Genomic DNA, 24948 nt, shown 5'->3' with positions numbered 1-24948 from the left:
CGCTTTCGCGAAGCCTTGGTTCCGGTTGCCTCAAAGAGCGGGATCGGCTTCGCGCAGCCTGTAACCGACGCCTGTTTCGGTCAGGATATAATGCGGCTGATCCGGCGATTTTTCAATCTTCTGCCGTAGCTGGCGGACATAGATGCGAAGATATTGCACGTCAGCCGCCGGTCCCCAGACCTGGCTCAAGATGAAATGGTGCGTCAGCACTTTCCCTGCATGCTGTACGAGCAGGCGCAGGATATCATATTCTTTTGGCGACAGCTTAATTTCTTCGCCGTTCAGTTTTACAATGCGGCGCACGAGGTCGACTGTCAGGCCGTCACACTGGAAAAGCGGCTTTTGTCCCTGCTGTTGCAGTCGATGCCGCAAGGCGACCCGAAGACGAGCGGCAAGCTCCTTCATGCCGAAAGGTTTCGGGATGTAGTCATCTGCCCCTTCTTCAAGGGCGCGCACGATCCCGGCTTCATCGGTGCGGCTCGAGAGGATGAGAATTGGCAAGCTTATTCCGTTCTCTCTCCAGCGTTGGAGCAGAGTATGGCCGTCGGTATCGGGAAGGCCAAGATCGAGCACCACGATGTCGGGCTTATCCATTGCAATGCGTTCGCCAGCTTCGCTGCCATTTGCAGCTTCGACAACGGTATAGCCTTCTGTTGTCAGTCCGACCCGCAGCAATTTGCGGATGGCTGGTTCGTCATCGACAACTAGAATCTTGAGCTTCGGATCGTTCATGAATCCCTGTCAACTTCATCAGCGGGAACGGGCAAGGTGACCGTAAATACAGCACCAGTACCTTCCTGTTGGTTACCTGCCCGGATGGAGCCTCCCATCGCCTCGATGAAACCGCGTGCGATAGGAAGACCCAGTCCGGTACCAGCCTGAACGTGATCTCCTTTACGCACACGATAGAACGTATCGAACACATGCTCCAGATCGTCAGGAGGAATCCCTGGGCCTCGATCCGAGATTTCCAGTGTTATGCTGGATGTATCCGCGTGAGCTTTAACCGTAATGGGCGAATTCTCCGGAGCGTATTTTGCGGCGTTGTCGAACAGATTGAATAAAGCCTGCTCAAACAGGACGGCGTCAAGGTGGACCATCGGCAGATTGACTGGAACCGCGACGTTGACCTGATGGCAGGCGAGTATCCGAGATGCACGATTGAGTGCAGCCCCGATCAGGTCTCCAACAAAATGAAGCGAGAGATTAGGCTTCATCGCACCGGCTTCGATGCGAGTCATATCAAGGAGATTGGCGATGAAGCGGTTCAAGCGTTCAGATTGATCCACGACGGTTGCAACAAGCTCTGACCGGTCAACGTCCGGCAAAGATGCGGAATAGTCGCGCAGGGTTGTCGCGGCTCCGAGAACGGCAGCCAAAGGGGTCTTCAGATCGTGCGAGATCGAGGTGAGCAATGCCGAACGCAGCTTGTCAGCTTCGGCGGCCAGTTTTGCCCGCTCTACATCGCCAACAAGCTGAACGCGTTCGATGGCAATTGCTGCCTGATCGGCCAGAGCTTCGAAGAGACGCTGTTGCTCAGGCGTGAGAATTGGTCCCACGCGATCATTGTCGAGACCGATGACGCCAACGGACGTTCGTGCAGTTTTGAGAGGCAGGTAGAGCCGCTTTGCGCCCGGCAGCGTATTGGCGCCGCGGCCTGCCGGCAAGTCATGCTCCCAGGTCCAGTGCGCGGCAGCTATATCAGCATCGTCCAGGGTATCATCTGGCGGATAACCGGCCCTGACAGCAATGCTGTTGCCGTCGGGAAGCAGAATTACGACCCTTACCTTGAGCATGGATGCGATCTGGAATGCTGTTGCCCAGAGCACATCATCAAGTGAACCTGTTCCTGCCAGCTTTTTACTGAAGAGATACAGATCTTCCGTCATGCGCGCGCGTTGTCGCGCCGCTGCAGCCTGCCTTTGGACGCGACTTGCCAGATTGCTGGCAATAACGCTCACAAATAAAAAGAAAACGAGCGCTACGACACTTTCGGGATCGGCGATTGAAAGCGTGTAGAGTGGCGAGAGAAAAAAGAAGTTATAGGCGAATGCGCTGATTACGGATGCAAAAAGCGCAGGCCAAAGACCGAGGGTGACTGCGACACCAAGAACGCCAACAACGAAAACCAGCGCTATGCTGCGCACATCCAAAAACTGATCGAGCAACAGCCCGACAACAAGGGCTACGCCGGTCATTGCCATGCCGATCAGATAGGGCGTTACATCGGGGGTTGTCTTGTGCCGGGCGGTGTTTATTTTGCGGCTGGCGCTCCCATTTTCGTGCTCGACTCCGGCTGTTATGTGAATATCGATAGCACCGGAAAGCCGGACAAGCTCGCGCGCGACAGACCCGTCAATCATCTCGCGCCAACGCGACTTTATGGACTTTCCGGCGACGATCTGAGTGAAGTTGTGGGCTGAAGCGTAGCGAACAATGTCTTCGGCTACTGACTGGCCCGGAATGGTAATCGTTTCCCCGCCAAGCTGTTCGGCAAGCCTCAACGCCGTTGCAAGCCTGTCCTTTGCTTCATCGGCGAGCCCTGCAGAACGGGCGGTTTCGATATGGATTGCGGCCCATGGGGCGCGAAGACGATCTGCAAGCCGGCGGGCATAGCGAACAAGCGATACACTGCGCGGACTGTCATCGACGGCGACCAATATGCGATCGCTTGCCGCCCAGGGGCCTTCTATCGCATGGGCGCGCATATGGCTGAGAAGCTGTTCGTCTACACGTTGGGCGGTGCGGCGCAGCGCCAGTTCGCGTAACGCTGTCAGGTTGCCGGGCGAAAAATAATTGCGGATCGCCCGTTTCGCTGTCTTGGGAAGGTAGATCTTGCCTTCATTGAGCCGTTTGATGAGATCTCCGGGGGTGAGATCAATCAGTTCGATGTCGTCGGCACGGTCGATTATGCTGTCGGGCACAGTTTCACGCACACGAATACGGGTGATCTGCGCCACAACATCATTCAGGCTTTCGACGTGCTGGATATTGAGCGTTGTGTAAACGTCGATACCGCGCGCCAGAATTTCCTCTACATCCTGATACCGCTTGGGATGCCTGCTGCCGGGCGCATTCGTATGTGCAAGTTCATCTACCAGAACCAGCTGCGGCTTGCGCGCCAGAACCGCATCGATATCCATTTCTTCGAGTTGATGACCACGATAGGCAACGCGTGCGCGAGGAATGAATTCAAGCCCTTCAGTAAGGGCTTCAGTCTCCGCTCGTCCGTGCGTTTCGACAATGCCGATGACGACATCTATTCCATCAGCTTTGCGCGCGCGGCCCGACATCAGCATTTCATAGGTCTTGCCGACACCTGGCGCAGCACCGAGAAATATCTTCAGGCGGCCACGCGTCTCGCGTTCCGCCTGTTCAAGCAGAGCATCCGGGGAGGGTCTCTTTTCGCCGAAACGAAGCGGGTCCGATGTCAAACAAGGCTCCTGACAGGAAAGGGCGGCAAATCATGCCGCCCGAGTTATTCTACTTGGTTTCGTCCCTGTCCAGAACAAGGTTCAGCTCGAGAACATTGACCACCGGCTCCCCGAGGAACCCAAGTTCACGAGGTTCGATCTGTTGCTCTACAATCCGGCGTAATGCGGCTTCATCAGTCCCGCGTGCCTTTGCAACGCGAGGCACCTGATAGAAGGCTGCTTCTGGGGAGATATGCGGATCAAGGCCGCTTGCAGATGTTGTTACGAGGTCAACCGGTGGCTGTGTCGAGCCTTCTTGGTGCGCAAGGGCCGCGGCGTCCGCTTTAATCCGCTCAATGAGCTTTGGATTGGTTGGGCCCAGATTGGAACCACCGGAGCTTGCGGCATCGTAACCATCTTTTCCTGCGGCAGATGGCCGACCGTGAAAATACCGATCGCTGGAAAAATTCTGGCCGATCAATTGGGAGCCGATGATTGTGCCATCCTTTTCGATAAGGCTGCCACTGGCTTTCGCCGGAAAGATCGCTTGGGCGATGCCGGTCATGCCGAGCGGATAGAGTAATCCGGTTATAACGGTAAGCGACACGATCATGACAAGCGCTGGACGAAGTTGTTTCAGCATTTTTGCTTATCCTTATACGAGGCCTAGGGTGGTAATCGCCAGATCGATGGCCTTGATACCCATGAACGGCACGACGACCCCTCCGAGTCCGTAGATTAAAAGATTACGCGAAAGGAGAGCGCCTGCGCCGACCGGCTTATAGGTGACGCCTTTCAACGAAAGCGGGATCAGGGCCACAATGATCAGGGCATTGAAAATGATGGCCGACAAAATGGCACTCTGTGGGGTAGCCAATCCCATAATGTTCAGCGCGCCCAACTGCGGATAAAAGGCCAGAAACATCGCCGGAATGATTGCAAAGTACTTCGCGATGTCATTGGCGATGGAGAATGTGGTCAGTGCCCCTCGCGTCATCAGCAATTGCTTGCCGATCTCAACAATTTCGATGAGTTTCGTGGGATCACTGTCGAGGTCGACCATATTGCCTGCTTCACGCGCGGCAACCGTGCCGGTGTTCATGGCCACGCCCACATCAGCCTGCGCAAGGGCAGGGGCATCATTGGTGCCATCGCCGCACATCGCAACAAGTTTGCCCTTGGACTGTTCCTCGCGGATCAAAGACAGTTTGTTTTCAGGCGTTGCCTGCGCCAGAAAGTCGTCCACCCCGGCTTCGGCGGCGATGGCTGCTGCGGTCATCGGGTTATCACCGGTAATCATGACTGTACGAATACCCATCCGGCGCAGTTCCGCGAAGCGTTCACGGATACCGCCTTTGACGATGTCCTTCAGGTGTACAACACCGAGGAGATGACCATCTTTGGCGACTGCAAGCGGTGTGCCGCCCGCCTTGGCGATCGTATCAGCGATGGATTGCAGTTCGGAAAACGTTCCTTGATCAACGCGGCTGCTCTGCTCCACATAAGCAAGCACCGCATCCACCGCACCTTTGCGAATGACAGAACCTTCAACATCTACCCCGCTCATGCGGCTTTGCGCGGTGAAGGGTACAAAGTGAGCGTGAAGGTTCTGCATGTCGCGCCCACGCAGGCCGTATTTTTCCTTGGCAAGAACGACGATAGAGCGACCTTCCGGTGTTTCATCGGCGAGCGAAGCCAACTGTGCCGCGTCGGCGAGGGTTTGCTCGGTTACGCCGCTGACAGGTACAAAAGCGGTCGCCTGACGATTGCCGAGGGTGATCGTTCCGGTCTTGTCGAGAAGAAGCGTGTCGACGTCCCCTGCGGCCTCTACGGCACGACCAGACATGGCAAGCACGTTGAACCGAACGAGACGGTCCATGCCCGCAATGCCAATAGCGGAAAGCAAGGCGCCGATTGTAGTCGGGATGAGTGTTACAAACAGTGCAACCAGCACTGTGACCGGAACATAACCGCCTGCATAGGTCGCAAAACTCGGGATTGTCACAACGGCCAGAACGAATATCAGCGTCATGCCTGCAAGCAGAATGTTGAGTGCGATCTCATTCGGCGTCTTCTGACGTTCGGCACCTTCCACCAGGCTGATCATCTTGTCGATGAAGGTTGAACCCTGCGCGGCAGTGATGCGGACCTTGATCCAGTCGGACAGGACCTGTGTTCCACCGGTGACGGCGGAGCGGTCGCCGCCGGACTCGCGAATGACCGGTGCGGATTCCCCGGTGATGGCCGCTTCGTTAACGGAGGCCACGCCTTCGATGACTTCGCCATCCGAGGGAATAATGTCACTGGCTTCCACCAGAACCACATCACCCACCTTCAGACTGGTCCCCGGTACATTCTTCCAGCTTTGGCTTTCCGGACTATCCAGAAGTTTGGCCTGCGTTTCTGTTCGTGTGCGGCGCAGGGAGTCCGCCTGCGCCTTTCCACGTCCTTCGGCGACGGCTTCAGCAAAATTCGCAAACAAAACCGTGAACCATAGCCAGAGAACGATCTGGAACGAGAAGCTGGCATCGGGATTGCTGGTGGCAACGTCCTTCAGGAGAAGCAAAGTGCTCAACAGTGAAACGACTGCAACCACAAACATTACCGGATTGCGTGCAAGGCTCCTCGGGTTGAGCTTGCGGAAGGCATCGCCGATGGCGGGTAAAAGGATGCGGGCATCGAGAATGCTCGCGGATTTGGACGGGCTCATAACGGAGGCTCCAGTAAATTACGTTTCCGTTTCGGAAATCTCAGATCAATCCAGCAAGCTGAACCGCGAGAAGGACGGCGGTCGTTGCCAGAAGGATAGAGAGGATGCAGTTTGAGGGGCGCAGCATTAGAACATTTGTCCCTTGATCATTGCGAAGTGCTCGGCGACGGGCCCGAGCGCCAGCGCGGGGAAGAAAATCAAGCCACCGACTACGAGAATGACGCCAATCAGCAAGCCGACGAAAAGCGGGCCTGTTGTGGGGAAGGTACCGGCGGATTGCGGGGCGGCTTTCTTGGCGACAAGCGAACCGGCGATTGCGAGAGCCGGAATGATGACGAGAAACCTTCCCATCAACATGGCGAGACCGATCGTGATGTTGTACCACGGCGTATTGCCGGATAATCCACCAAAGGCAGAACCATTATTCGCTGTCCCTGAGGTATAGGCGTAGAGGATTTCCGAGAAGCCATGCGGGCCGGGGTTGGCGATTGACGCCAGACCTGTCGGCAGGACCGAAGCAATGGCCGTAAAGCCAAGAATGGACAAGGGCAGGCAAAGAACGGCCAGCAATGCCATCTTCACCTCCTTGGCTTCGATTTTTTTGCCGAGATATTCGGGAGTTCGCCCAACCATCAGGCCAGCTACGAAAATGGCGACGACGACGAATAGGACGATGCCATAGAAGCCGGCGCCCACGCCGCCGATGATTATCTCCCCAAGCATCATATTGATCATGGGGATCATTCCGCCGAGCGCCATCATGCTGTCATGCATGGCGATCACTGCGCCACATGAGGCAGCGGTTGTAACAACGGCGAAAAGCGCGGACATAGCAATGCCGAAACGTGTTTCCTTACCTTCCATGTTACCGCCGTCAATTCCGAGCGCATGGATAAGAGGATTGCCGGCGGCTTCCGCCCAGTAGCAGACTGCAACGCCCGCGACGAACAATATGCCCATGGCGGCAAAGATCGCCCAGCCTTGGCGCTCGTTGCCGGCCATCCGCCCGAAGACGTTGGTCAGCGAAGCACCGATGGCGAAAATCGCAACCATCTGGATCAGGTTGGAAATGGCGTCGGGGTTTTCGAAAGGATGCGCGGAATTGGCGTTGAAAAAGCCGCCGCCATTGGTGCCAAGCATCTTGATGGCGAGTTGCGAGGCGACTGGCCCGAGCGCTATCACCTGTCGCGCACCCTCCAGCGTCGTAGCTTCGGCATAGGCTCCAATCGTTTGCGGCACGCCGAGACTGACGAAAGCCAAGGTAAGGAGGACGCACCAGGGCAGCAGGATGTAGAGCGTGCAGCGCGTAAGATCGACCCAGAAATTTCCAAGCGTCTTCATCGACTTGCGCGAAAACGCGCGAATGAGCGCTATGGCGATGGCAACGCCGGTCGCAGCTGAAACGAAGTTTTGCACTGTCAGCCCTGCCATTTGCGTCAGGTAAGAGAGTGTGCTTTCGCCGCCATAGTTCTGCCAGTTGGTGTTGGTGACAAAACTTGAGGTGGTGTTGAAGGCGAGGTCTGCGGGAACGTTGCTCATGCCCATCGGATTGAAGGGCAGGGAGCCTTGAACTCGCTGGAGCACGTAAAGGAGCAAAAAGCCCGCCAGGTTGAAAAGAAGCAGGGAAACCGTGTAGGTCGTCCAATGCTGCTCTTCGCGTTCGCTCGTGCCTGCGAGACGATAAAGCCCGCGCTCCGCAGGCACCAGGATTGGTGAAAGAAAAGTCCGTTCACCGTTGAAAACGCGCGTCATGTAGCCGCCGAGCGGCTTGACGAGCAAAATGATGATCCCGCAGAAAACGAGGATCTGAATCCATCCATTAAGGGTCATTGTCTTTTCCGAGGACTGAATAGCTGCCGGTTACGTGGTGTCGGCCAGAAACCCGCTTAGAATCGTTCTGGTCGCAAAAGCGCATAAAGAAGGTAGGCGGCTATGAAGACGGCGACCAAAGCGCCGGCGATGTATTCGATCATCATGACCTGCCTCAAAGCCTTTCGCAGATGTGCAAATAGCCGAACAGCAGGCCAAAAAAGCCGATGCCGATTGCAAGGACGAAGAAATCCATAATCATGCCCGAAAGGGCTCCCTGTTTCTTACAGGAGCATTATGTTGCCGTATGGCATAGGGTTTCGAGAGCGAAGCCGGGACCGAAAAATAAAAAACTCATATATGGAAGCGGCCCTTTAGGAGCATGTCAGATAACGAGAGTTAGAGCGCGGCTGCCGCCGCAGCCCGGCCCGCCGTCCGACCGGAAAAGATGCAGCCGCCAAGAAACGTCCCCTCAAGCGCGTTATATCCGTGATAACCGCCGCCGCCGAAACCGGCGGCTTCACCTGCAGCGTACAGGCCAGGTACCTTTTCTCCAGCTGAATTGAGAACCTGGGCGTCCAAGTCGGTATGCAGACCGCCAAGTGTCTTGCGCGTCAGAATATGAAGTTTGACTGCAATGAGTGGACCATTGGAACCTTCCAGCATTGGATGCAGAGGAACGGCGCGTGTAAGACGATCACCGATATAGGCCCTGGCATTATGGATCGCCATTACCTGAGCATCCTTGGAATAGCGATTGATCAACTCGCGATCCCGCGCTTCGATTTGATCGCGTATATGGTCAAGCTTGAGAAGCTTTTCTCCCGATAAACTGTTCATTTTTGCAATGAGTTCATCAAGCGTACCCGCTGTGACGAAATCCGCTCCATTGTCCAGAAATGCCTTCACCGGAGGCGGCGGGGCTTTACCAAGGCGGCTTTTAAGCAAGAGTTTCCAGTCCTTGCCGGTGATATCCGGGTTTTGTTCCGATCCGGACAGGGAGAATTCCTTACGAATGATTTTCTCCGTCAGGACGAACCACGAATAATCGTAGCCGGTGGATAGAATATGTTTGAGCGTGCCCAGTGTGTCGAAACCGGGGAGATAGGGGGCAGGGAGGCGATCACCCTTGGCGTCGAACCACATGGAAGACGGTCCCGGCAGAATGCGAATGCCATGGTTGGGCCAAATCGGGTCCCAGTTGCGCACGCCTTCTGTGTAGTGCCACATGCGGTCAGCATTGATGACGTGACCGCCTGCGGCTACCGCGATATCAATGCCTCGCCCATCGACATGGGCCGGAACACCCAACACCATTTCATTCGGCGGATTGCCGAGCCGGTCGCGGGGCCATGCTCTTCGAACTTTGTCGGGATCTCCGCCTATGCCCCCCGACGTGACGATCACGCAGTCCGCGAAGTAGGCGAACTCCCCTACGGCATCTCGTGATGAAGGTTTCCCGCGCTCAACGGTCGAAGGAGCCAGCACTTCGCCATAGACGCCGCTGGCTCGTCCGTCTGTAGTGGCTATGCTGTTGACCCGGTGACGGCATTTCAAGGTAATAAGCCCTTTGCCGATCGCTTCACGAAGCGAACGTTCGAACGGCGCAACGACGGCAGGTCCAGTGCCCCACGTAATATGAAAACGCGGCACGGAATTGCCGTGACCATCTGCTCTCGCTCCGCCACGCTCTGCCCAGCCCACAACAGGAAACCAGCGCATGCCGAGACTGTGGAGCCAGGATCGCATTTCTCCGGCGGCAAACGCCAGATAAGATTCCGCCCAGCGCTTTGGCCAGTGGTCTTCGGGTCGATCAAATTGTGCCGAGCCGAACCAATCTTGCCTTGCGAGATCAATATTGTCCTTGATTCCAAGACGACGCTGTTCGGGACTGTCGACCATAAACAGTCCACCGAGGGACCAGAATGCCTGTCCGCCGATGGAGTTTTCGCCTTCCTGTTCGAGGAGAATGACTTTGCGCCCGGCAACAGCCAGTTCGTGAGCCGCGACAAGCCCCGCTAGTCCTGCTCCGATGATAATCGCATCAGCATCAGCCATCCCCGCTTCCTCTCTCCCAAAAGGCGCCTGATACACGCATCGTGACCGAAGGGGCGAAGCGTTGCAAGCGGTGGCTGAAACTATTCAACCGAAGAGATAAGGTACGGTCCAGTCGGCGATCAGCTTGATGGAGAGTCCGAACAAGGTCAGCTGAACCAGCAAGAAAAACGGACCGTCCGGCATTATTCGCGTCAGCTTGGCGCCGACGAAGGTACCGACTATTGCAGCGGGAACCAGCCAGAGACCAAGCGACGTATCGAGGTTGGAAAACTGCTGCAACTGCCAGTAAGGAACGAGTTTAACGGCGTTGACGATGGCGAAAAGAATAGTCGAGGTACCGGCGAAGACCAGCTTCGGGAGGTGTTGTGGCAACACATACATCTGAAACGGTGGAGCCCCGGAATGAGAGATAAAGCTGGTCAGTCCGGTAAGTACACCCCAGAATGCTCCGCCGGGCACATCCGCCTTTCTGGCTTTCTTACGATAACGGGCGCCGAACCACGCGTTGAAACAGAAAAGGATACCAACCAGGCCGACCAGCATTCCTATGAATGTAGGCGACAGGTGAGCACTGAACATCCATCCGATGCCGACGCCGAGAATCGCGGCGGGAGTCAGGATCGCGAGATTGCGTGCGGAAAAATGGCGGCGGTAAAGATACAGCCCGAACATATCGCTGATGACATAAATCGGAAGCAAAAGCGCAGCAGCAGTGACGGGTGATATGACTAATGCCATCAAGGGAACGGCAAGTGTACCAACCGACGGCAAGCCACCTTTTGAAAGCCCGACAAGAAATGCCGCAATGACTGCGATTGCGAGAAAAAGGGGCGTATGTTCGATCATGTAACGGCGATGTCAGATTTGCGAGCGGTGAAAAACATCTCCGGTCGGCGCGCCGGAGATGTTGGGTGTGGATATCAGGCGTGGGCCCATTCCCAATAAAGGGCACGAGCGCGTTTGGTCAGCGGTCCATATTCCAGTTTGCGATCATCGAAACCGACGATCGGGACGACTTTGCTCATGTTGCCTGAAGAAAAGATTTCGTCTGCCTGACGGAAGTCGTCAATTTTCAGAACGGTTTCATGAACGGAAATGCCCGCATTGCGCAACAGGTTGATGACCCGCTGGCGAGTGATGCCGTTGAGGAACGTGCCGTTGGCGGCCGGGGTGAACACCTCACCGCCGCGGACCATGAAAACGTTCGAAGTTGCAGTTTCTGCGACATTGCCAAGAACGTCCGTCACCAGAGCATTGTGGAAGCCCTTTGCCTTGGCCTCACGCAGCATGCGCGCATTGTTCGGATAGAGGCAGGCAGCTTTGGCATTGACCGGCATGACTTCCATATAGGGTCGGCGGAACGACGTGGTGGTGATGGTGAAGCCTTTTGGTTCGACCATAGGGATCGCTTCCAGGCAGAGTGCAAAATCCGTTGACGAGGCAAGCGGCGCGACAGTGCTGGTGTCGCCTTCTTCTGCCCAGTACATGGGACGGATATAAACGTCTGTTCCCGGTGCGAATTTCTTCAGGCCTTCGCGCGCCAATGTTTCGATGTCGCTGGTAGAAAGTGTGGGCTCCAATCCCAAAGCGCGGGCTGAATCATTGGCGCGTGCACAATGACGGTCGAGATCGGGCGTTACACCTTCAAACAGGCGTGCGCCATCAAATACCAGCGAACCAAGCCAGGTCGCCTGCGAGGCTGCGCCTAGAATTCGTACATCCCCTTCACGCCATTCGCCCTTGTAATAGGTCCACATCGCCCGCTTATCAGTCATTTTCCTAGTCCTTTGACAATAATCTTTCATGCTTCCGCCCGCGTCAGACCGCCTTCAAACACAGATCGTTGTCGGAAAATGCTCGGAGCGTCTCGATATGAGTGAAACGGATCAATGTCCTAAGCACACTTTAAGGTGCTGTTTCATCGATCCGGCACGGGCCTGCGTGCATGGTAGGAGGAGGCAACGCCGGAGACAAGCGCGAACTTGTCACGGTTTGCTTTCAGGATTGTTCTTCAACAAGCGCCGGGGTGGGCTCCGATGTAACCACAGCCGGAGGACCTTCCACGCCGCGTTGTCTTTCGCGAATGAAAGTAAAGAGACCGGAAATCGTGATGAGAACGATGCCGATCATCATTGGCGCGTCTATATGGTCGTGGAAGACGAAATATCCGAACAGGATCGCCCAGATCATCTGACTGTATTGCGGAGAGGCGATGGCGCTCGCAGGCGCGCGCTGGGCTGCAAGCATCAACAGGATATTGGCTAGTGCTGCCAAAAGACCGTAGCCTGCGAGGTAGATCCACTGCTCAGTGTTGGGTGCCTCAAATGACGGAGCCATCAGAGCTCCGCAAATGATGATGGGGCCGATCAACCCGCTTGTATAAAGGGAAATGCGCTTTTCCTGCTTACCCATGACGCGGAAGATAATGATGCTCATCGCTCCGCCCATGCCGGCAGCAAGTGCCCCGAGATGGCCGATGGAAAGCTCCCGGAATCCAGGCCGCAGCACGATAAGAACTCCGACGAATCCGATAAGCACCGCCGACCAGCGCCTCCAGCCAACCTGCTCTTTCAGGAATGCCACGGAAAGGATCGTCACGTAGGCAGGCAGGAGGAAAATGAGCGCGAAAGCCTCTGCCATGGAGAGATGTGTGAATGCGGTAACGCTGCCTATGGTTCCCATGGCGGCCGTTACGGTCCGCAATAGCCACATCTGAATGTTGGTTGTGCGAAACATGTCCAGCCAGACATCGTCTGCTTTCTTTGTAAAAGGGATAGCCAGCAGACCCAGGACGGCGCCGAAAAACGCGACTTCATACGGCGATAACGTGCCATCGAGAAACTTGACGCAGGCGTCGCTGACAGCGAAGGCCACATAGGACGCAAACGCGAGAAAAATACCATAAAGCATGACGATGTCCGAAAGAAACGGGGGGGGGAGAGGTTCGTTCCTATCGTTCCCTTAATCGATTAGAAGCCTATTGGCAAAAGACATTTCTGAAATTCTGTTTTTAAAGTCTATAAGCAGCTCATTGCTTGAGGAAGAAGTAAATTCGACCTTTTCAAGGTTTCGAGCTCAAGCAAAAACGCATGCCTCATTTGCAATCATATCCGTGGTGGAAATTTGGGCAAACGCCTATTTACCCATCATCCAAACGAGGAGAAAGCAAATGAACATTCGTCAGAAAGTACAGCAGTTCGTATCCCGCCGCCGCGCTATCCGTGAGCTCGGTGCAATGGACGACCATCTTCTTGCCGATATCGGTGTTTCGCGTTCGCAGATCCAGAGCGCAGTTTTCGGTAAGTAATAACTTATGGCGTGTCTCCCGAAGGATCGCCCCGTAAGTGAAAATCGAATAAAATAACAAAGCGTCGGTCTCCAGTCCCGACGCTTTTGTTTTATGTATCCCTTATTAAATAGTTTTTCCTGGCCGACGTTCTGGATTAGGTTCGGTATCGTGGCACGCTGGAACCGCTTGAATCCAGTCTTGTCCATCATCTTCTCGCAGAATGCTAATGGGACATAATCCGTGCCTTTTTGGGACAGATTGCAATTGCGTGTATCCTGAATTTCAGTCAACTTGTACTTGCGGGGGCGGCGATGAAGGTACGGTCTTTCCGTCATAGCTGCGGTAGAATTGCCGTTCTTCATCGCTTCTATTTCATAGCAACGTTGTATTGCCGGTGCATGTTGTCATACCAAGTCATTGCCAGTAAGAAGTTGGAATGCAGGAGTGCACGTAGATCTACCTCTTGCATCATCGGGCGGCCTCAGGCTTATCTGGCCGCCCGATGATGCAGAGGAAGACTCAAGATGGACATTGTCTGGCGCGGAATTCTGATCGGGATCGGCGCAACCATAGTGATGGATTTATGGGCATTTTTGCTTGCTGCAATGCCCGGACAGGCGCGTCCAAACTGGGGTCTGGTGGGACGCTGGTTTTGGCATCTTCGGCATGGGCGAATTTTCCACGACGATATTTCCTCTTCTGCACCCTATAAGCATGAAGTAGCGCTTGGCTGGATCGGGCATTATGCTGTCGGCATTCTTTATGGCGTGATCTTTGCCATGTATGGTGGCGCGGAATGGTTTTCTGATCCAGTATTTTTCCCGGTTTGGATATTTGGTATACTGACGGTATCGGCGGGGTGGTTTTTATTGCAACCGGGTCTGGGAATCGGTTGGGCGGCGTCCAAACTGCCAAATGCGCGCAATGTGCGACTGCTCAATCTTATAGCGCATACATTTTTTGCTCTTGGCATGTATGCAACGGCCTTGCTCCTGCAAAGCTCATTCCAAACAGTCGGTTAGAATTTGCAGAGCCGCATTCACGAACTGTCTTTTTTGAATCTGTTTCAAATATTTCCCGCAAATGAGTGACTGGCGCGCGGTGAAATCTCAGTCCACACTAAATCATGTCAACAAACTGGCATTCACGCGGCAGAACTGTGCTTTTGTCCGCGATGGGTGTATGGGGAACATGTCCGCCTGCAAATCTGCAGCGGCAACTAACATTATGGCAATCGCATAGGTTGCTTCAACTCGACACATTTGCGGGGCGCAATAGGTTGCGCGTCGTGATTTGACGCGAATTGGGGCGCTAAATTGACGGGCGCTTTGCCTTGGAGGGACGATGCTCGAAAAGCTGTTCAAATTGCAGGAACACGGCACAACGGCGAGAACGGAAATTATTGCCGGCGTGACGACCTTCCTGACGATGTCTTACATCATCTTCGTAAACCCGGATATTCTGTCCACTACGGGTATGGATCGAAACGCCGTTTTCGTTGCCACCTGCCTTGCGGCAGCTCTAGGCTCGATCATCATGGCGCTCGTCGCAAACTGGCCAATCGGCATGGCGCCCGGCATGGGTCTTAATGCCTTCTTCGCCTTCACCGTTGTTGGGGCGATGGGTTTTTCCTGGCAGCAGGCACTCGGTGCTGTCTTTATTTCGGGTATCATCTTCCTGATCCTGACCGTAACAGGTGTACGCCGCTGGTTGGTGGAGGGTATTCCACATTCGCTGCGAAGTGCGATTGCAGCCGGTATCGGCATGTTCCTGGCCTTGATCGGTCTGAAAAGCGCTGGTGTGGTTGTCGGTAATCAGGCGACTTTGGTCGGCCTGGGCGATTTGACGAAGGCGGGACCGCTTTTGACGATTGCGGGCTTCTTCATTATCGCGGTGCTGGACGCCCTTAAGGTTCGCGGTGCGATCCTCATTGGTATTCTCATTGTCACCGTGGCATCTATCGCTCTTGGCATCAGCCAGTTCGGCGGTGTTTTCTCAGCGCCGCCTAGTCTTGCTCCGACTTTCCTTCAGCTTGATGTGATGGGTGCTCTGCATACGGGCATTCTGCACGTCATTCTCGTTTTCGTGCTGGTTGAAGTTTTCGACGCCACAGGCACGCTGATCGGCGTGGCTAAGCGTGGCGGTCTGATTGAACCGGGCAAACCAAACCGTCTCGGACGCGCCCTTTTTGCCGACAGCACGGCAATTCTCGGTGGTTCGCTTCTCGGTACTTCGTCCACGACGGCCTATGTGGAAAGCGCGTCTGGCGTTCAGGCGGGGGGTCGTACAGGCTTGACCGCACTGGTCGTAGCACTTCTGTTTCTTGCGGCCTTGTTCATTTCGCCGCTCGCTGGTTCTGTTCCAGCCTATGCGACGGCACCGGCCCTTATCTACGTCGCCTGCCTGATGATGCGTGAATTGACCGAGATCGAGTGGCACGACGTAACGGAAGCTGCGCCGGCTGCGCTGACAGCTTTGGCTATCCCGTTCACCTATTCGATTGCCAACGGTTTGGCCTTCGGTTTCATCAGCTATGTCATCCTCAAAGCCTTCACGGGCAAGGCACGTGACGTGCATCTGGCTACCTGGCTGGTCGCTGCACTTTTCGTCATCCGCTTCGCATTCTTTGCGGAGTAACAGTAAAGCGCCGGGCCGAAAAGGTCCGGCGCAATTCAGGAATAGCGGGAGGAGCCAACTGTGCAGACGAATGAACTGAAACTGCTTGAAAGGCTAATTCACGTTATCGAGCAGGACATCATTCCGCTGACTGAGCGAGGTGTTGCGGAAGGCAACAAGGTTTTCGGTGCGGCGCTGTTGCGCAAGTCAGATCTGTCTCTTGTTCTTGCTGAAACCAATAACGAGACCGAAAATCCGCTCTGGCACGGCGAAGTGCACACATTGAAGCGCTTCTATGAAATGCCGGAGAATGGACGTCCCGATACGAAAGACATGGTGTTTCTTTCTACCCATGAGCCGTGCTCCATGTGCTTATCGGCCATCACATGGAGTGGTTTCGACAATTTTTACTATCTTTTCAGCCATGAAGATTCACGGGATGCTTTCTCGATCCCGCATGATTTGAAGATCCTCAAGGAAGTCTTCACGCTGGAACCGGGCGGATACAACCGCGACAACGCTTTCTGGCATAGCCATTCGATTCCGAAAATGGTGGCATCCTTGCCGGACGCCGATCGTTTGCGACTCCGCAAAAAGCTCGACGCGATTTTTGCGAAGTATGACGAATTGTCCGACACTTATCAGTCAAGCAAGGATGGCAACGCAATTCCTCTCAACTGATGAACAATCGTTTCTTATAGTCATACGCCTGAAATAGCCTCGTGCCAGAGGGGATGCGCGATACAGGACACCCCGTTCGCGCATTTTTCATGTCTGACAGGACGAGCATCATGACTTCTGACCACATAATATCAGCGATTGGCTTTTGCACTCCGACAGGTGACGGCAATTTCAGCACGCTTGAAGGGGCAATCCGTAATATCGTCGAACTCGGTTCGGACGCTGTGGAATTGTCGCTTTATGGCGAGGAAATAATCTCAGGCGGCAGTCTCATTCCGCACCGCGTGGATCGCCTCGTCAATGTTACCAGACAGTTTGACGTCCGTTACAGCGTCCACGGACAGATCGTTTCCAATTTCATGGATCGCGAACATCTTGAGTATCAAAAGGCAGTGGTCCGAGCGATGCTGGAACTCTGCGACCGTGTGGGAGCGGAAGTACTTGTTCATCACTCCGGCCACGCCACAATGCCTGCGCTTTCTCGCCTTCCCGACCTCGACAAGATGGAGCGGGATGCGCTCGGCGAAATGGCGGAACTGGCAAAGTCTTATGGCGTCCGCATCGCGCTGGAAAATATCTTTGCAATGAGCGATGCCGAGTATCGGCAGACACCGGCTCAGGTTGCTGAAACGGTCGCTGCGGTCAACCACTCTTCCGTCTGCGGGCTGATCGACTTCAGCCATGCTTACATTGAGTGCAATCGTCTCGGAATCGATTGGCGTCCGCAAATTCGTGCCATGGCTCCGGTAACCGGGCATCTGCATGTTCATGACAGTTTTGGTCGCCCTTACACGATGACCAAGTTTTATCATCCTGCGGAGGCAACGGCGCTCGGTATTGGCGATCTGCATCTGCCGATCGGTTGGGGCGATATTCCGTGGGACGAGATTTTCGATGAACTGACTTTCTTGCCCGATACCTTCCTGATCATGGAAATCGGGGAAGATCGTTTCAGTACCGAGCAGGCTGATAGTCTTGCGCGTGCCCGCAAGCTCGCCGAACGAGTTAACAGCCGCCGGAAAGCCGCTTGAACGAAACAAAACAGGCCGCGTGACGAGCGCGGCCTGTTCGAGTTTTCATATTGTTTTTATTTGCGAATTTCGCTTAGCTGCTTTTGCACCGCATCGATGACGTCGTCGCCGATCTGAGACTTGTATTTGGCGTAGATCGGCTGGGATTTTTCGAGCATGCGCGCGTGCTCTTCCGGCGAAAGCGTGTTTACTTCCAGACCCGCTTCCTTGATCTTCTCGAGTGACTTCTGGTTCAATTCACGAATGACCTTGCGTTCTACGTCGCGTCCGACAACGGCGCATTCACGCAAGGCGGCTTGTTCCTCAGGGGAATATGTGTCGAAGATCGGCTTGGAATACAGGAACAGGAACGGCGTATAGGCATGCTTGGTTTCTGTCACATATTTCTGCACTTCGTAGAATTTTGAAGTATCGATGGTGACGTAGGGGTTTTCCTGCGCATCGATGGCCTTGGTTTCCAGCGCTGAGAAGATTTCACCGAAAGCCATCGGCGTGGCATTGGCACCGAAATTCTGGAATGTGTCGAGGAAGATGTTGTTCTGCATCACGCGGACTTTCATGCCGCTGAAATCTTCCCATTTGTTGACCGGATGTTTTGAGTTTGAAAGGTTTCGGAAACCGTTTTCCCAATAGGCAAGATTGACGAGGCCGACGGCCGCGAGCTTTTCGTCCATCATTTTGCCGAAGGGGCCGTCGACGACGGCATCTGCCTCTTCATCGTTTGCGAAGAGGAATGGGAGATCGAAAACGCCAAGCGCTGGAACTATCCCCACGAGCGGCGACGACGAGGTTACCACGCCTTCCTGCACACCGGAACGCAGTGCCTGCGTTGCCTGCAAATCGCCTCCCAGAGCTCCACCCCAGAACGCGGTTATCTTCATCTTGCCACCGGACTTTTCAGCAAGGCATTCATTCATTGCCTTGATGCCATTGCCGACTGGATGATCCTCGTTGATGCCGTTGGAGACGCGGATGTTGCGCTCCTGAAATTCGGCAAAAGCGGGTACGGTTAACGCGCCCGCCATGAGGGCCGTTGTTGCCAGCATAAGTAATTTCTTCATTGAACTCTCCTCCCAGAGTTGATGTCAAACCTAATGCAGCCAGTTCATGGGTACCAGTACGAGACTTGGGAACAGAACCAGCAGGAACAGCACGATCACTTGCGAAATCAGAAATGGATTGACGCCAGCGACCACTTTTCCGAGCGGCACCTTTGAGACGCCGCTCACCACATTCAGCACGACGCCGACCGGCGGCGTGATGAGCCCGATGCTGTTGTTCATGATGAAAAGAACGCCGAAATAAGCCGGGTCGATCCCCGCCTGTTTGACAATCGGCATCAGGACTGGCGTCAGGATGAGGATCGTCGGCGTAAGGTCGAGTGCCGTTCCGACGACGAGCACAAGTATCATGATCGCAAACATCAGCAGTTTCGGACTGTCGATCAGCGGCGCGATGTAACTGCTGATTTCAGCCGGAATATTTGCTGCCGTTATCAACCATGACGACACAAGGGCCGACGCGACGAGAAACATGATGACGGATGTTGTTTTGGCAGCTCGCAAAAACACGCCGTAAAGATCGACAACTCTCAGTTCGCGATAGATGAACATGCCGACAAAAAGGGCATAGGCTGCGGCAACCACAGCCGCTTCTGTCGGTGTCATGACGCCCATACGGATGCCGCCAAGAATGATCACGGGCATGCCGAGCGCCCAAAGTGCACGCCCGGTCGCCTGCAGCCGATCTTTGCCGGATTGCTTGGGAAGCACCTTGAGATTGTCTTTTCTGACCACGATTTGCCAGGTGAAGAGCAACGCGATACCCATCATCAGACCGGGCACTATCCCGGCCATGAAAAGCTGCGTTATCGATACGTTGGCAGCAACCCCAAACACGATCATGGCCATGGAGGGCGGGATAACCGGCGCGATGATGCCGCCTGCCGCCATCAGTCCCGCAGAACGGGGGATGTTGTAGCCCGCTTTCGCCATCATGGGGACGAGGATGGTTGCGAGCGCCGCAGTGTCCGCAGCGGCGGAACCCGACACGCTGGCCATGATGATGGCTGCGAGAATGGCAACGACGCCGAGGCCGCCGCGAATATGCCCGACGCAAGCTATGGCGAAATCAATGATGCGGCGGGACAAGCCGCCGGAATTCATAAGCTCACCAGCCAGAATGAAAAAGGGTATTGCCAGCAGCGTGAAGGAATCCACGCCGGCAATCATGTTCTGCGCGATGATCTGCGTGTTGAACATCCCCATGTACCACATGAGAACCACACCGCAGAACATGAGCGAGAAAGCGATCGGAACGCCGATAGCCATGGCGCTGAGAAGCGAGCCGACAAATACTACGAGCGTCATGTCGTCTACTCCATCAGATGGTCGAGCGAGTGTTCGCCCGCAAAGGTGGCAATTTCCTCATCGGTCAAACGACCGGTGACAGCGCGCAGGAAGCGCTCGGCGGCAATGACGAACATGGCGCCACCCGTGAATAACCCGACGCCGTAAACCCAGATCATTGAAAGTCCCGTGACGGGTGCGACCATGCTGGCGTTGATGTCGAACTGTTTCCAGGTGCCCCAGAAGAAAATGCCGGAACAAAGCAGGACGATCAGATAACTGATTGCCATGCAGGTAACGCGCCCTTGCCGTCCAAAGCGGGCAACGAGCGACTCGATGCCCAAATGGCTGTTCTCGCGAAAGGTGAGGACAGCTCCAAGAAAAGACACCCAGACGAAGAAATAACGCGCAAGTTCTTCCGATACAGTCAGTCCCGAGTTTGCGGCGTAGCGCAAAATCACGTTGACGAAGACCATAATAGCCATGCCGGCGAGGAGGAAGACGAGAATTGCGCCAAGTATCTTGTAGAAGAAGTCTATGGCTTTCGTCATCTATGCGCCCTCAGACTTTATCGAGCAAATCGCGCGCTTGCAGGTTCTGGATCAGCGCCCTGATACCGAATGTCCATTCAGGACATTTGTCGGTCCGGTCGACCCAATTGATGAGCCGTCCAAGCTTCGGCGTGGAAATTTCCACGCGGTCACCGACTTCGTGGGTAAACCCTTGTCCCGCACCACGACGATCCTTCACGGGGGCGAACATGGTGCCGAGAAACAACACTGCGCCATCCGGATACTGATGATTGCGGTTCATCATCTGTGACGCAAGATTTTCAGGATCGCGGCTGATCGCTTCCATAGGGCTTTCGCCGGTCATTTCGAAACCGTCAGCCCCATGAACCGTCAGCGACAGCTTGAGTTTGCGCAATACGTCCATGGTGAATTGGCCGTCGAACAGTCGAACAAAGGGGCCGATAGCGCAGGAAGCATTATTGTCCTTCGCTTTACCGAGCAGCAAAGCCGAACGACCTTCCACGTCTCGAAGATTGACGTCATTGCCAAGAGTTGCGCCGACAATACGTCCATCCGAGGCGACAACCAGGACCACCTCGGGTTCCGGGTTGTTCCATTGGGAAATGGGCAGAATGCCGACGGTAGCGCCGCATCCAACGGCCGACATCGGCTGAGATTTGGTGAAGATTTCGGCGTCGGGCCCGATACCCACTTCCAGATATTGGGACCAGAGCCCCATTTCCTGAAGAAGCGCCTTGACCTCCGCAGCCTTTTCGGAGCCTGCCACGACGCCGCGCAAATTGTCGCCGATAACTGGCGCCAGACGTTCGCGAATTTCGCGAGCTCGTGAGGGGTCGCCTTTGGCCTGTTCTTCAATCACGCGTTCAAGCATGCTGTCGGCAAAGGTAACACCTGCTGCTTTAATGGATTGCAGGTCTATGGGCGCGAGCAACTCCCCGCGATCACCGGAAAGATAATCATCCAGAGAACCGAGGTTTGGATAGCCCTCGGTATTCTCCAGTTCACTTATTATCGAACGGCGTTCCAGCAGGCCTGAAACCGTAGCTGACAAGCTGGACAGATCGTGCACATGGCCATTTTTGACCAATACAGGACAAGGGCCGTTTTCGGCTTTCGACCACACACGGCCAATCAAAACCGCTGAGTGGCTGTCTTCTGGCAGAATGGCCGTTGCTTTCAGTTCATGCTTGTCTTGCACAGATATCCTCCCAATGTATGGCCGTTTCCCACGGGCCATATGTTGTCAGGATGCCTGACAACAATAGTACTATTATTAGCAGTCCAGAATTGAGTCCAGCCTTGAGATGGTCCTGAGTTCAAAAATTAGATCGATCTGTTTTTCTTCGGCTGACGGTATAGGCTTTGTCCATTTCGGGGTTGAGTGCCATGCCCAGTCCGGCACCGGGTGGAACCGTGATCATGCCGTCCTTGACTTCGGGCAGGGCGGTAACAAGATCGCGATACCATGTTTTGTAGAAGGCGCGGACGCTTTCCTGAATCAGAGCATTTGGTGCATTGAGCGATAAATGCGTCGAAGCACACAGAACAACCGGTCCGGTGCAATCATGTGGCGCGACCGGGAGATGCCAGGCTTCGGCCATAGCCGCGATCTTCCGTGCTTCCGAAAGGCCACCACACCAGCTCAAGTCAAGCATCACGACGCCGGCCACGCCTGTTTCCAGAAGATCACGAAATGCCCATCGGCTTCCCAGAGTTTCGGAGGCACAGATAGGTGCAATGCTGGCTTCTGCATAACGTTTGAGACTGCCGAGACTGTCCATCTTGATCGGGTCTTCGTGCCAGAAAGTCTTGAATGGCGCGAGTTCACGGGCAATCTGCATGGCGGGCAAGAGCTGCCACATGGAATGGAACTCGACCATGATATCCATGCGATCACCGACCGCCGCCCGGATTTTTTCAAAAGGCTGCAATGCCGCTTTGAGATCGGGTTGAGAGATATACTGCCCGCGTGTCTTTTCTGCCGCCATGTCGAATGGCCAGATTTTCATCGCCGTTATGCCTTCTTCCAGCAATGAGAGGGCAAGTTCATCGGCATGGTGCAGGAAACCGTTCAGATCGTCGTAGCTGGCTCCGGAACCGGCCAGACCGTAGTTGCCGGATTGCTGGCCGGTAGCCTTCTTGATGTATTCGGTTCCGGCGCAGGTATTATACGTGCGGATGGATTGACGACTGAAGCCGCCGAGAAGCTGAGCGATAGGGAGATTGGCAGCTTTGCCGTATAGGTCCCACAGGGCGATATCGAAAGCGGAGTTGCCACGCACTTCCGCGCCGGTTGAACGGAAACCGAGATAGCCCACAAGATCAGAGGCCAGCAGATCGATTTGCAACGGATCGCGGCCAAGAACACGCGGCGCTACATATTCGTGCAGATAGGACTCGACCGTCTCGGACATGAAAAAGGTTTCGCCGAGGCCGGTGATTCCTTCATCTGTATGAACTTCCACCCACAAAAGATTTGGCCGTTCGGCGATGCGAATGGTTTCGATTGCTGTGATCTTCATTGCACCTCCCAATGCAACTGCTTGTCAGGCGCTAATCTTGAGGAACGTCGTTGAGCTTTTCGATATGAAGAAGCAGGGCGCTATGATCCTTCTCGCCTCCGCCGTCTTCTACGAATGTCGCAAAAGCCTCACGTACGGTCTCGGTCAACGGCAATTTCAAGGACAGGTCGCCTGCGGTCTTCAGGATCGAGTTGAGGTCTTTCAACTGAATGCGCGATGTGCCTCCTGGCTCAAAATTACGGTCGATCATCCGTTTGCCGTGCAGTTCGAGAATGCGGCTTTCACAGAAACCACCACGGATGGCATCGCGGAATGCGGCACGCGACCCGCCGCCTTTTTCGACAAGAACCATTGCCTCTGCGATTGCTCCGATGGTCACGGCAACAATCTGTTGATTGGCAAGTTTTGCAAGCTGGCCGGCACCTGACGGACCCACGCGCGTGAGGCGTCCCAACGGTTTGAACACATCGGCGAGGGTAGCGATAACCGCCTCATCACCTCCAGCCATGATGGCGAGTGTACCTTCCTGCGCACCCACCACGCCCCCGGAAACCGGCGCGTCGATATGATTGACGCCGGTCGCCTCCAGACGCTTCGAATGCTCGCGCGCGAAGTCCGGCGAAATTGAACTCATGTCGATGACTGTGCTGCCTTTTTTCAAGACAGCAGCGACACCTTGCTCGAAGAGGACGTCACTTACCGCTGGTCCATCGGTCAGCATGGTGATGACTATATCGGCGTTCTCCCCCGCCTTTGCGGCGGTTTGAGCGAGCTTGGCACCTTTTCCCACAAGCGGGGCAGACTTGGCGCTGTTCCGGTTCCAGACCGTTACGTCGAAGCCTGCATCCAGAAGCCGACCGGCCATTGGTGCGCCCATCAAGCCGGTACCGAGAAAAGCGATCCTGCGTGTCAAAGCCTGCCTCCCATTTCATCTTCGATGTGAACGCGAATGATCTCATCAAAGGAGGTTTCGGCGGTGAAGCCAAGGGCCTGTGCGCGTTTAGCCTCGAAACCGGGCGCCCACCCTGCAACCATACGCATGATCATTTCATCCGGCTCGCGTCGGATGAGTCGGACGGCCTTATCCCCGGCAACGCGGTGCAACGCCTCAATCTGCTCACCGACGGTGGCGCTGAGACCAGGCATGGAAAGATTGCGACGCGCACCGACCGCTTCCGTAGCGATAGTGGCTCCATGAATCAGAAAGCCCACCGCTGAGCGCGGCGAAGCATGCCAATGCCGAACCTCTTCAGGAACGGGTAATATGGCTTCCTGACCGGAGAGCGGTTCGCGCAATATATTGGAGAAAAAGCCGGATGCAGCCTTGTTCGGTTTGCCCGGCCTTATGCAGATCGTCGGCAGGCGGATACCGATACCGTCGAAGAAGCCGCGTCGCGTGTAGTCGGACAACAGAAGTTCGCTGATTGCCTTCTGCGTGCCGTAACTGGTCAACGGCGTCGTATGAAATTCATCCGGGATCGGGTAGGGCAGCGGAGCGCCGAAAACGGCGATGGAGGAGGTGAAGACCACACGAGGCTTATAGCCATCGGCAACGTGCGCAAGTCTGATTGCATCGAACAGATAACGTGTGCCGTCCAGATTGATTCGATATCCTTTGTCGAAATCCATCTCCGCTTCGCCGGACACAATTGCCGCAAGGTGAAAGATGACATCAGGCCGTCCTGATACAATCATCTGTGCGGTTTCCATGGTGGATATATCCGCAGCGAAAGTGTCGACCGATCCCGCGAAGCCGACTGGAGGTTCTGCGGCGACGATATCGACAAGCGTGAGCTTCTCTAGGGGGACATCCCCGAGACGGCCATCGTTGGAAAGGCGCTGCGTTAATTTACGGCCGACCATGCCAGCGGCGCCGATGATTGCGATATGCATCCCGAAATCTCCTCCCTGCCTTGCAGCCACTGACACTCAAATGAT

22 protein-coding genes are annotated in these 24948 nt (G+C 55.1%); 5 read left to right on the top strand and 17 right to left on the bottom strand.

The features are described 5' to 3' along the window. Window positions 1-30: 30 nt before the first annotated feature. From ABWW28_RS10140 to ABWW28_RS10095, 10 genes are all read right to left on the bottom strand, one after another. Window positions 31-732: a response regulator transcription factor gene (locus ABWW28_RS10140; RefSeq protein ID WP_176587645.1), complete on the bottom strand. Its 702-nt coding sequence runs from the start codon at window positions 730-732 to the stop codon at window positions 31-33. After that, a complete protein-coding gene (locus ABWW28_RS10135; RefSeq protein ID WP_353390921.1) occupies window positions 729-3434 on the bottom strand; it encodes a DUF4118 domain-containing protein in 2706 nt (901 codons plus the stop codon). The genes ABWW28_RS10140 and ABWW28_RS10135 overlap by 4 nt, the downstream gene beginning before the upstream one ends. A 49-nt stretch (window positions 3435-3483) precedes the next feature. Beyond that, window positions 3484-4056 carry a potassium-transporting ATPase subunit KdpC gene (kdpC, locus tag ABWW28_RS10130; RefSeq protein ID WP_176587647.1) on the bottom strand — a complete coding sequence of 191 codons (573 nt, stop codon included), beginning with the start codon at window positions 4054-4056 and terminating at the stop codon, window positions 3484-3486. 12 nt (window positions 4057-4068) lie between these two features. Next, window positions 4069-6123: a potassium-transporting ATPase subunit KdpB gene (gene kdpB / locus ABWW28_RS10125; RefSeq protein WP_176587648.1), complete on the bottom strand. Its 2055-nt coding sequence runs from the start codon at window positions 6121-6123 to the stop codon at window positions 4069-4071. A gap of 126 nt (window positions 6124-6249) precedes the next feature. Beyond that, window positions 6250-7953, bottom strand: a complete 1704-nt coding sequence (kdpA, locus tag ABWW28_RS10120) for a potassium-transporting ATPase subunit KdpA (protein ID WP_176587649.1) — start codon at window positions 7951-7953, stop codon at window positions 6250-6252. 56 nt (window positions 7954-8009) lie between these two features. Further along, complete coding sequence (gene kdpF, locus ABWW28_RS10115; RefSeq protein ID WP_353390991.1) at window positions 8010-8096, bottom strand: K(+)-transporting ATPase subunit F; 87 nt, start codon at window positions 8094-8096, stop codon at window positions 8010-8012. A gap of 235 nt (window positions 8097-8331) precedes the next feature. Continuing rightward, entirely contained in the window at window positions 8332-9990 is a 1659-nt protein-coding gene (locus ABWW28_RS10110; RefSeq protein ID WP_176587650.1) for an FAD-binding dehydrogenase, read from the bottom strand. An 84-nt stretch (window positions 9991-10074) separates the two neighbouring features. Next, the gene (locus ABWW28_RS10105; RefSeq protein ID WP_176587651.1) at window positions 10075-10836 is read right to left on the bottom strand and encodes a sulfite exporter TauE/SafE family protein; all 762 of its coding nucleotides are present in this window, start codon (window positions 10834-10836) and stop codon (window positions 10075-10077) included. Window positions 10837-10910: 74 nt separating this feature from the next. Further along, window positions 10911-11765 carry a branched-chain amino acid aminotransferase gene (locus ABWW28_RS10100; RefSeq protein ID WP_113462780.1) on the bottom strand — a complete coding sequence of 285 codons (855 nt, stop codon included), beginning with the start codon at window positions 11763-11765 and terminating at the stop codon, window positions 10911-10913. Window positions 11766-11988: 223 nt separating this feature from the next. After that, the gene (locus ABWW28_RS10095; RefSeq protein ID WP_176587652.1) at window positions 11989-12900 is read right to left on the bottom strand and encodes a DMT family transporter; all 912 of its coding nucleotides are present in this window, start codon (window positions 12898-12900) and stop codon (window positions 11989-11991) included. Between the two features lie 259 nt (window positions 12901-13159). Between ABWW28_RS10095 and ABWW28_RS10090 the strand changes: the two genes are divergently transcribed. The 5 genes from ABWW28_RS10090 to ABWW28_RS10070 all read left to right on the top strand — a co-directional run bounded on the left by ABWW28_RS10090 (window position 13160) and on the right by ABWW28_RS10070 (window position 17607). Beyond that, window positions 13160-13297, top strand: a complete 138-nt coding sequence (locus ABWW28_RS10090) for a DUF1127 domain-containing protein (RefSeq protein ID WP_006471330.1) — start codon at window positions 13160-13162, stop codon at window positions 13295-13297. Between the two features lie 506 nt (window positions 13298-13803). Then, the gene (locus tag ABWW28_RS10085) at window positions 13804-14301 is read left to right on the top strand and encodes a DUF2938 domain-containing protein (RefSeq protein WP_176587653.1); all 498 of its coding nucleotides are present in this window, start codon (window positions 13804-13806) and stop codon (window positions 14299-14301) included. Between the two features lie 322 nt (window positions 14302-14623). Continuing rightward, a complete protein-coding gene (locus ABWW28_RS10080; protein WP_176587654.1) occupies window positions 14624-15916 on the top strand; it encodes an NCS2 family permease in 1293 nt (430 codons plus the stop codon). Between the two features lie 60 nt (window positions 15917-15976). Continuing rightward, on the top strand, window positions 15977-16576 hold the full coding sequence (locus ABWW28_RS10075) for a nucleoside deaminase (protein WP_176587655.1): 600 nt from the start codon (window positions 15977-15979) through the stop codon (window positions 16574-16576). 110 nt (window positions 16577-16686) lie between these two features. Further along, complete coding sequence (locus ABWW28_RS10070) at window positions 16687-17607, top strand: sugar phosphate isomerase/epimerase family protein (RefSeq protein ID WP_313011487.1); 921 nt, start codon at window positions 16687-16689, stop codon at window positions 17605-17607. 56 nt (window positions 17608-17663) lie between these two features. Here ABWW28_RS10070 and ABWW28_RS10065 read toward each other — a convergent pair whose 3' ends face one another. The 7 genes from ABWW28_RS10065 to denD all read right to left on the bottom strand — a co-directional run bounded on the left by ABWW28_RS10065 (window position 17664) and on the right by denD (window position 24903). After that, a complete protein-coding gene (locus ABWW28_RS10065) occupies window positions 17664-18668 on the bottom strand; it encodes a TRAP transporter substrate-binding protein (protein ID WP_100648716.1) in 1005 nt (334 codons plus the stop codon). Window positions 18669-18698: 30 nt separating this feature from the next. Next, on the bottom strand, window positions 18699-19976 hold the full coding sequence (locus ABWW28_RS10060; protein WP_176587657.1) for a TRAP transporter large permease: 1278 nt from the start codon (window positions 19974-19976) through the stop codon (window positions 18699-18701). A gap of 5 nt (window positions 19977-19981) precedes the next feature. Beyond that, window positions 19982-20506 carry a TRAP transporter small permease gene (locus tag ABWW28_RS10055; protein ID WP_176587658.1) on the bottom strand — a complete coding sequence of 175 codons (525 nt, stop codon included), beginning with the start codon at window positions 20504-20506 and terminating at the stop codon, window positions 19982-19984. Window positions 20507-20516: 10 nt separating this feature from the next. Continuing rightward, window positions 20517-21686 carry a fumarylacetoacetate hydrolase family protein gene (locus tag ABWW28_RS10050; RefSeq protein WP_113476899.1) on the bottom strand — a complete coding sequence of 390 codons (1170 nt, stop codon included), beginning with the start codon at window positions 21684-21686 and terminating at the stop codon, window positions 20517-20519. Between the two features lie 118 nt (window positions 21687-21804). Continuing rightward, window positions 21805-23010: a mandelate racemase/muconate lactonizing enzyme family protein gene (locus ABWW28_RS10045; RefSeq protein WP_113476901.1), complete on the bottom strand. Its 1206-nt coding sequence runs from the start codon at window positions 23008-23010 to the stop codon at window positions 21805-21807. 31 nt (window positions 23011-23041) lie between these two features. Then, the gene (locus ABWW28_RS10040; RefSeq protein WP_113476903.1) at window positions 23042-23923 is read right to left on the bottom strand and encodes an NAD(P)-dependent oxidoreductase; all 882 of its coding nucleotides are present in this window, start codon (window positions 23921-23923) and stop codon (window positions 23042-23044) included. After that, window positions 23920-24903, bottom strand: coding sequence for a D-erythronate dehydrogenase (denD, locus tag ABWW28_RS10035; RefSeq protein WP_176587660.1), 984 nt, complete (start codon window positions 24901-24903; stop codon window positions 23920-23922). Before denD ends, ABWW28_RS10040 begins: the two co-directional genes overlap by 4 nt. Window positions 24904-24948: the final 45 nt, after the last annotated feature.

This window comes from Brucella sp. NBRC 14130 (assembly GCF_040371715.1).
In the GTDB taxonomy this organism is placed as follows: Bacteria; Pseudomonadota; Alphaproteobacteria; order Rhizobiales; family Rhizobiaceae; genus Brucella; species Brucella intermedia.
The sequence above is the reverse complement of the archived record's forward strand: the minus strand, read 5'-3'. Positions and strand labels throughout refer to the sequence as shown.

Bases quoted from the DNA above. Each gene is read 5' to 3' on its own strand.
- kdpF (WP_353390991.1), bottom strand. From the start codon at position 8,096: ATGATCGAATACATCGCCGGCGCTTTGGTCGCCGTCTTCATAGCCGCC.
- ABWW28_RS10065 (WP_100648716.1), bottom strand. From the start codon at position 18,668: ATGAAGAAATTACTTATGCTGGCAACAACGGCCCTCATGGCGGGCGCG.
- ABWW28_RS10060 (WP_176587657.1), bottom strand. From the start codon at position 19,976: ATGACGCTCGTAGTATTTGTCGGCTCGCTTCTCAGCGCCATGGCTATC.
- ABWW28_RS10100 (WP_113462780.1), bottom strand. From the start codon at position 11,765: ATGACTGATAAGCGGGCGATGTGGACCTATTACAAGGGCGAATGGCGT.
- ABWW28_RS10080 (WP_176587654.1), top strand. From the start codon at position 14,624: ATGCTCGAAAAGCTGTTCAAATTGCAGGAACACGGCACAACGGCGAGA.
- ABWW28_RS10055 (WP_176587658.1), bottom strand. From the start codon at position 20,506: ATGACGAAAGCCATAGACTTCTTCTACAAGATACTTGGCGCAATTCTC.
- ABWW28_RS10090 (WP_006471330.1), top strand. From the start codon at position 13,160: ATGAACATTCGTCAGAAAGTACAGCAGTTCGTATCCCGCCGCCGCGCT.
- ABWW28_RS10095 (WP_176587652.1), bottom strand. From the start codon at position 12,900: ATGCTTTATGGTATTTTTCTCGCGTTTGCGTCCTATGTGGCCTTCGCT.
- kdpA (WP_176587649.1), bottom strand. From the start codon at position 7,953: ATGACCCTTAATGGATGGATTCAGATCCTCGTTTTCTGCGGGATCATC.
- ABWW28_RS10140 (WP_176587645.1), bottom strand. From the start codon at position 732: ATGAACGATCCGAAGCTCAAGATTCTAGTTGTCGATGACGAACCAGCC.
- ABWW28_RS10085 (WP_176587653.1), top strand. From the start codon at position 13,804: ATGGACATTGTCTGGCGCGGAATTCTGATCGGGATCGGCGCAACCATA.
- ABWW28_RS10110 (WP_176587650.1), bottom strand. From the start codon at position 9,990: ATGGCTGATGCTGATGCGATTATCATCGGAGCAGGACTAGCGGGGCTT.
- denD (WP_176587660.1), bottom strand. From the start codon at position 24,903: ATGCATATCGCAATCATCGGCGCCGCTGGCATGGTCGGCCGTAAATTA.
- kdpB (WP_176587648.1), bottom strand. From the start codon at position 6,123: ATGAGCCCGTCCAAATCCGCGAGCATTCTCGATGCCCGCATCCTTTTA.
- ABWW28_RS10105 (WP_176587651.1), bottom strand. From the start codon at position 10,836: ATGATCGAACATACGCCCCTTTTTCTCGCAATCGCAGTCATTGCGGCA.
- ABWW28_RS10070 (WP_313011487.1), top strand. From the start codon at position 16,687: ATGACTTCTGACCACATAATATCAGCGATTGGCTTTTGCACTCCGACA.
- kdpC (WP_176587647.1), bottom strand. From the start codon at position 4,056: ATGCTGAAACAACTTCGTCCAGCGCTTGTCATGATCGTGTCGCTTACC.
- ABWW28_RS10045 (WP_113476901.1), bottom strand. From the start codon at position 23,010: ATGAAGATCACAGCAATCGAAACCATTCGCATCGCCGAACGGCCAAAT.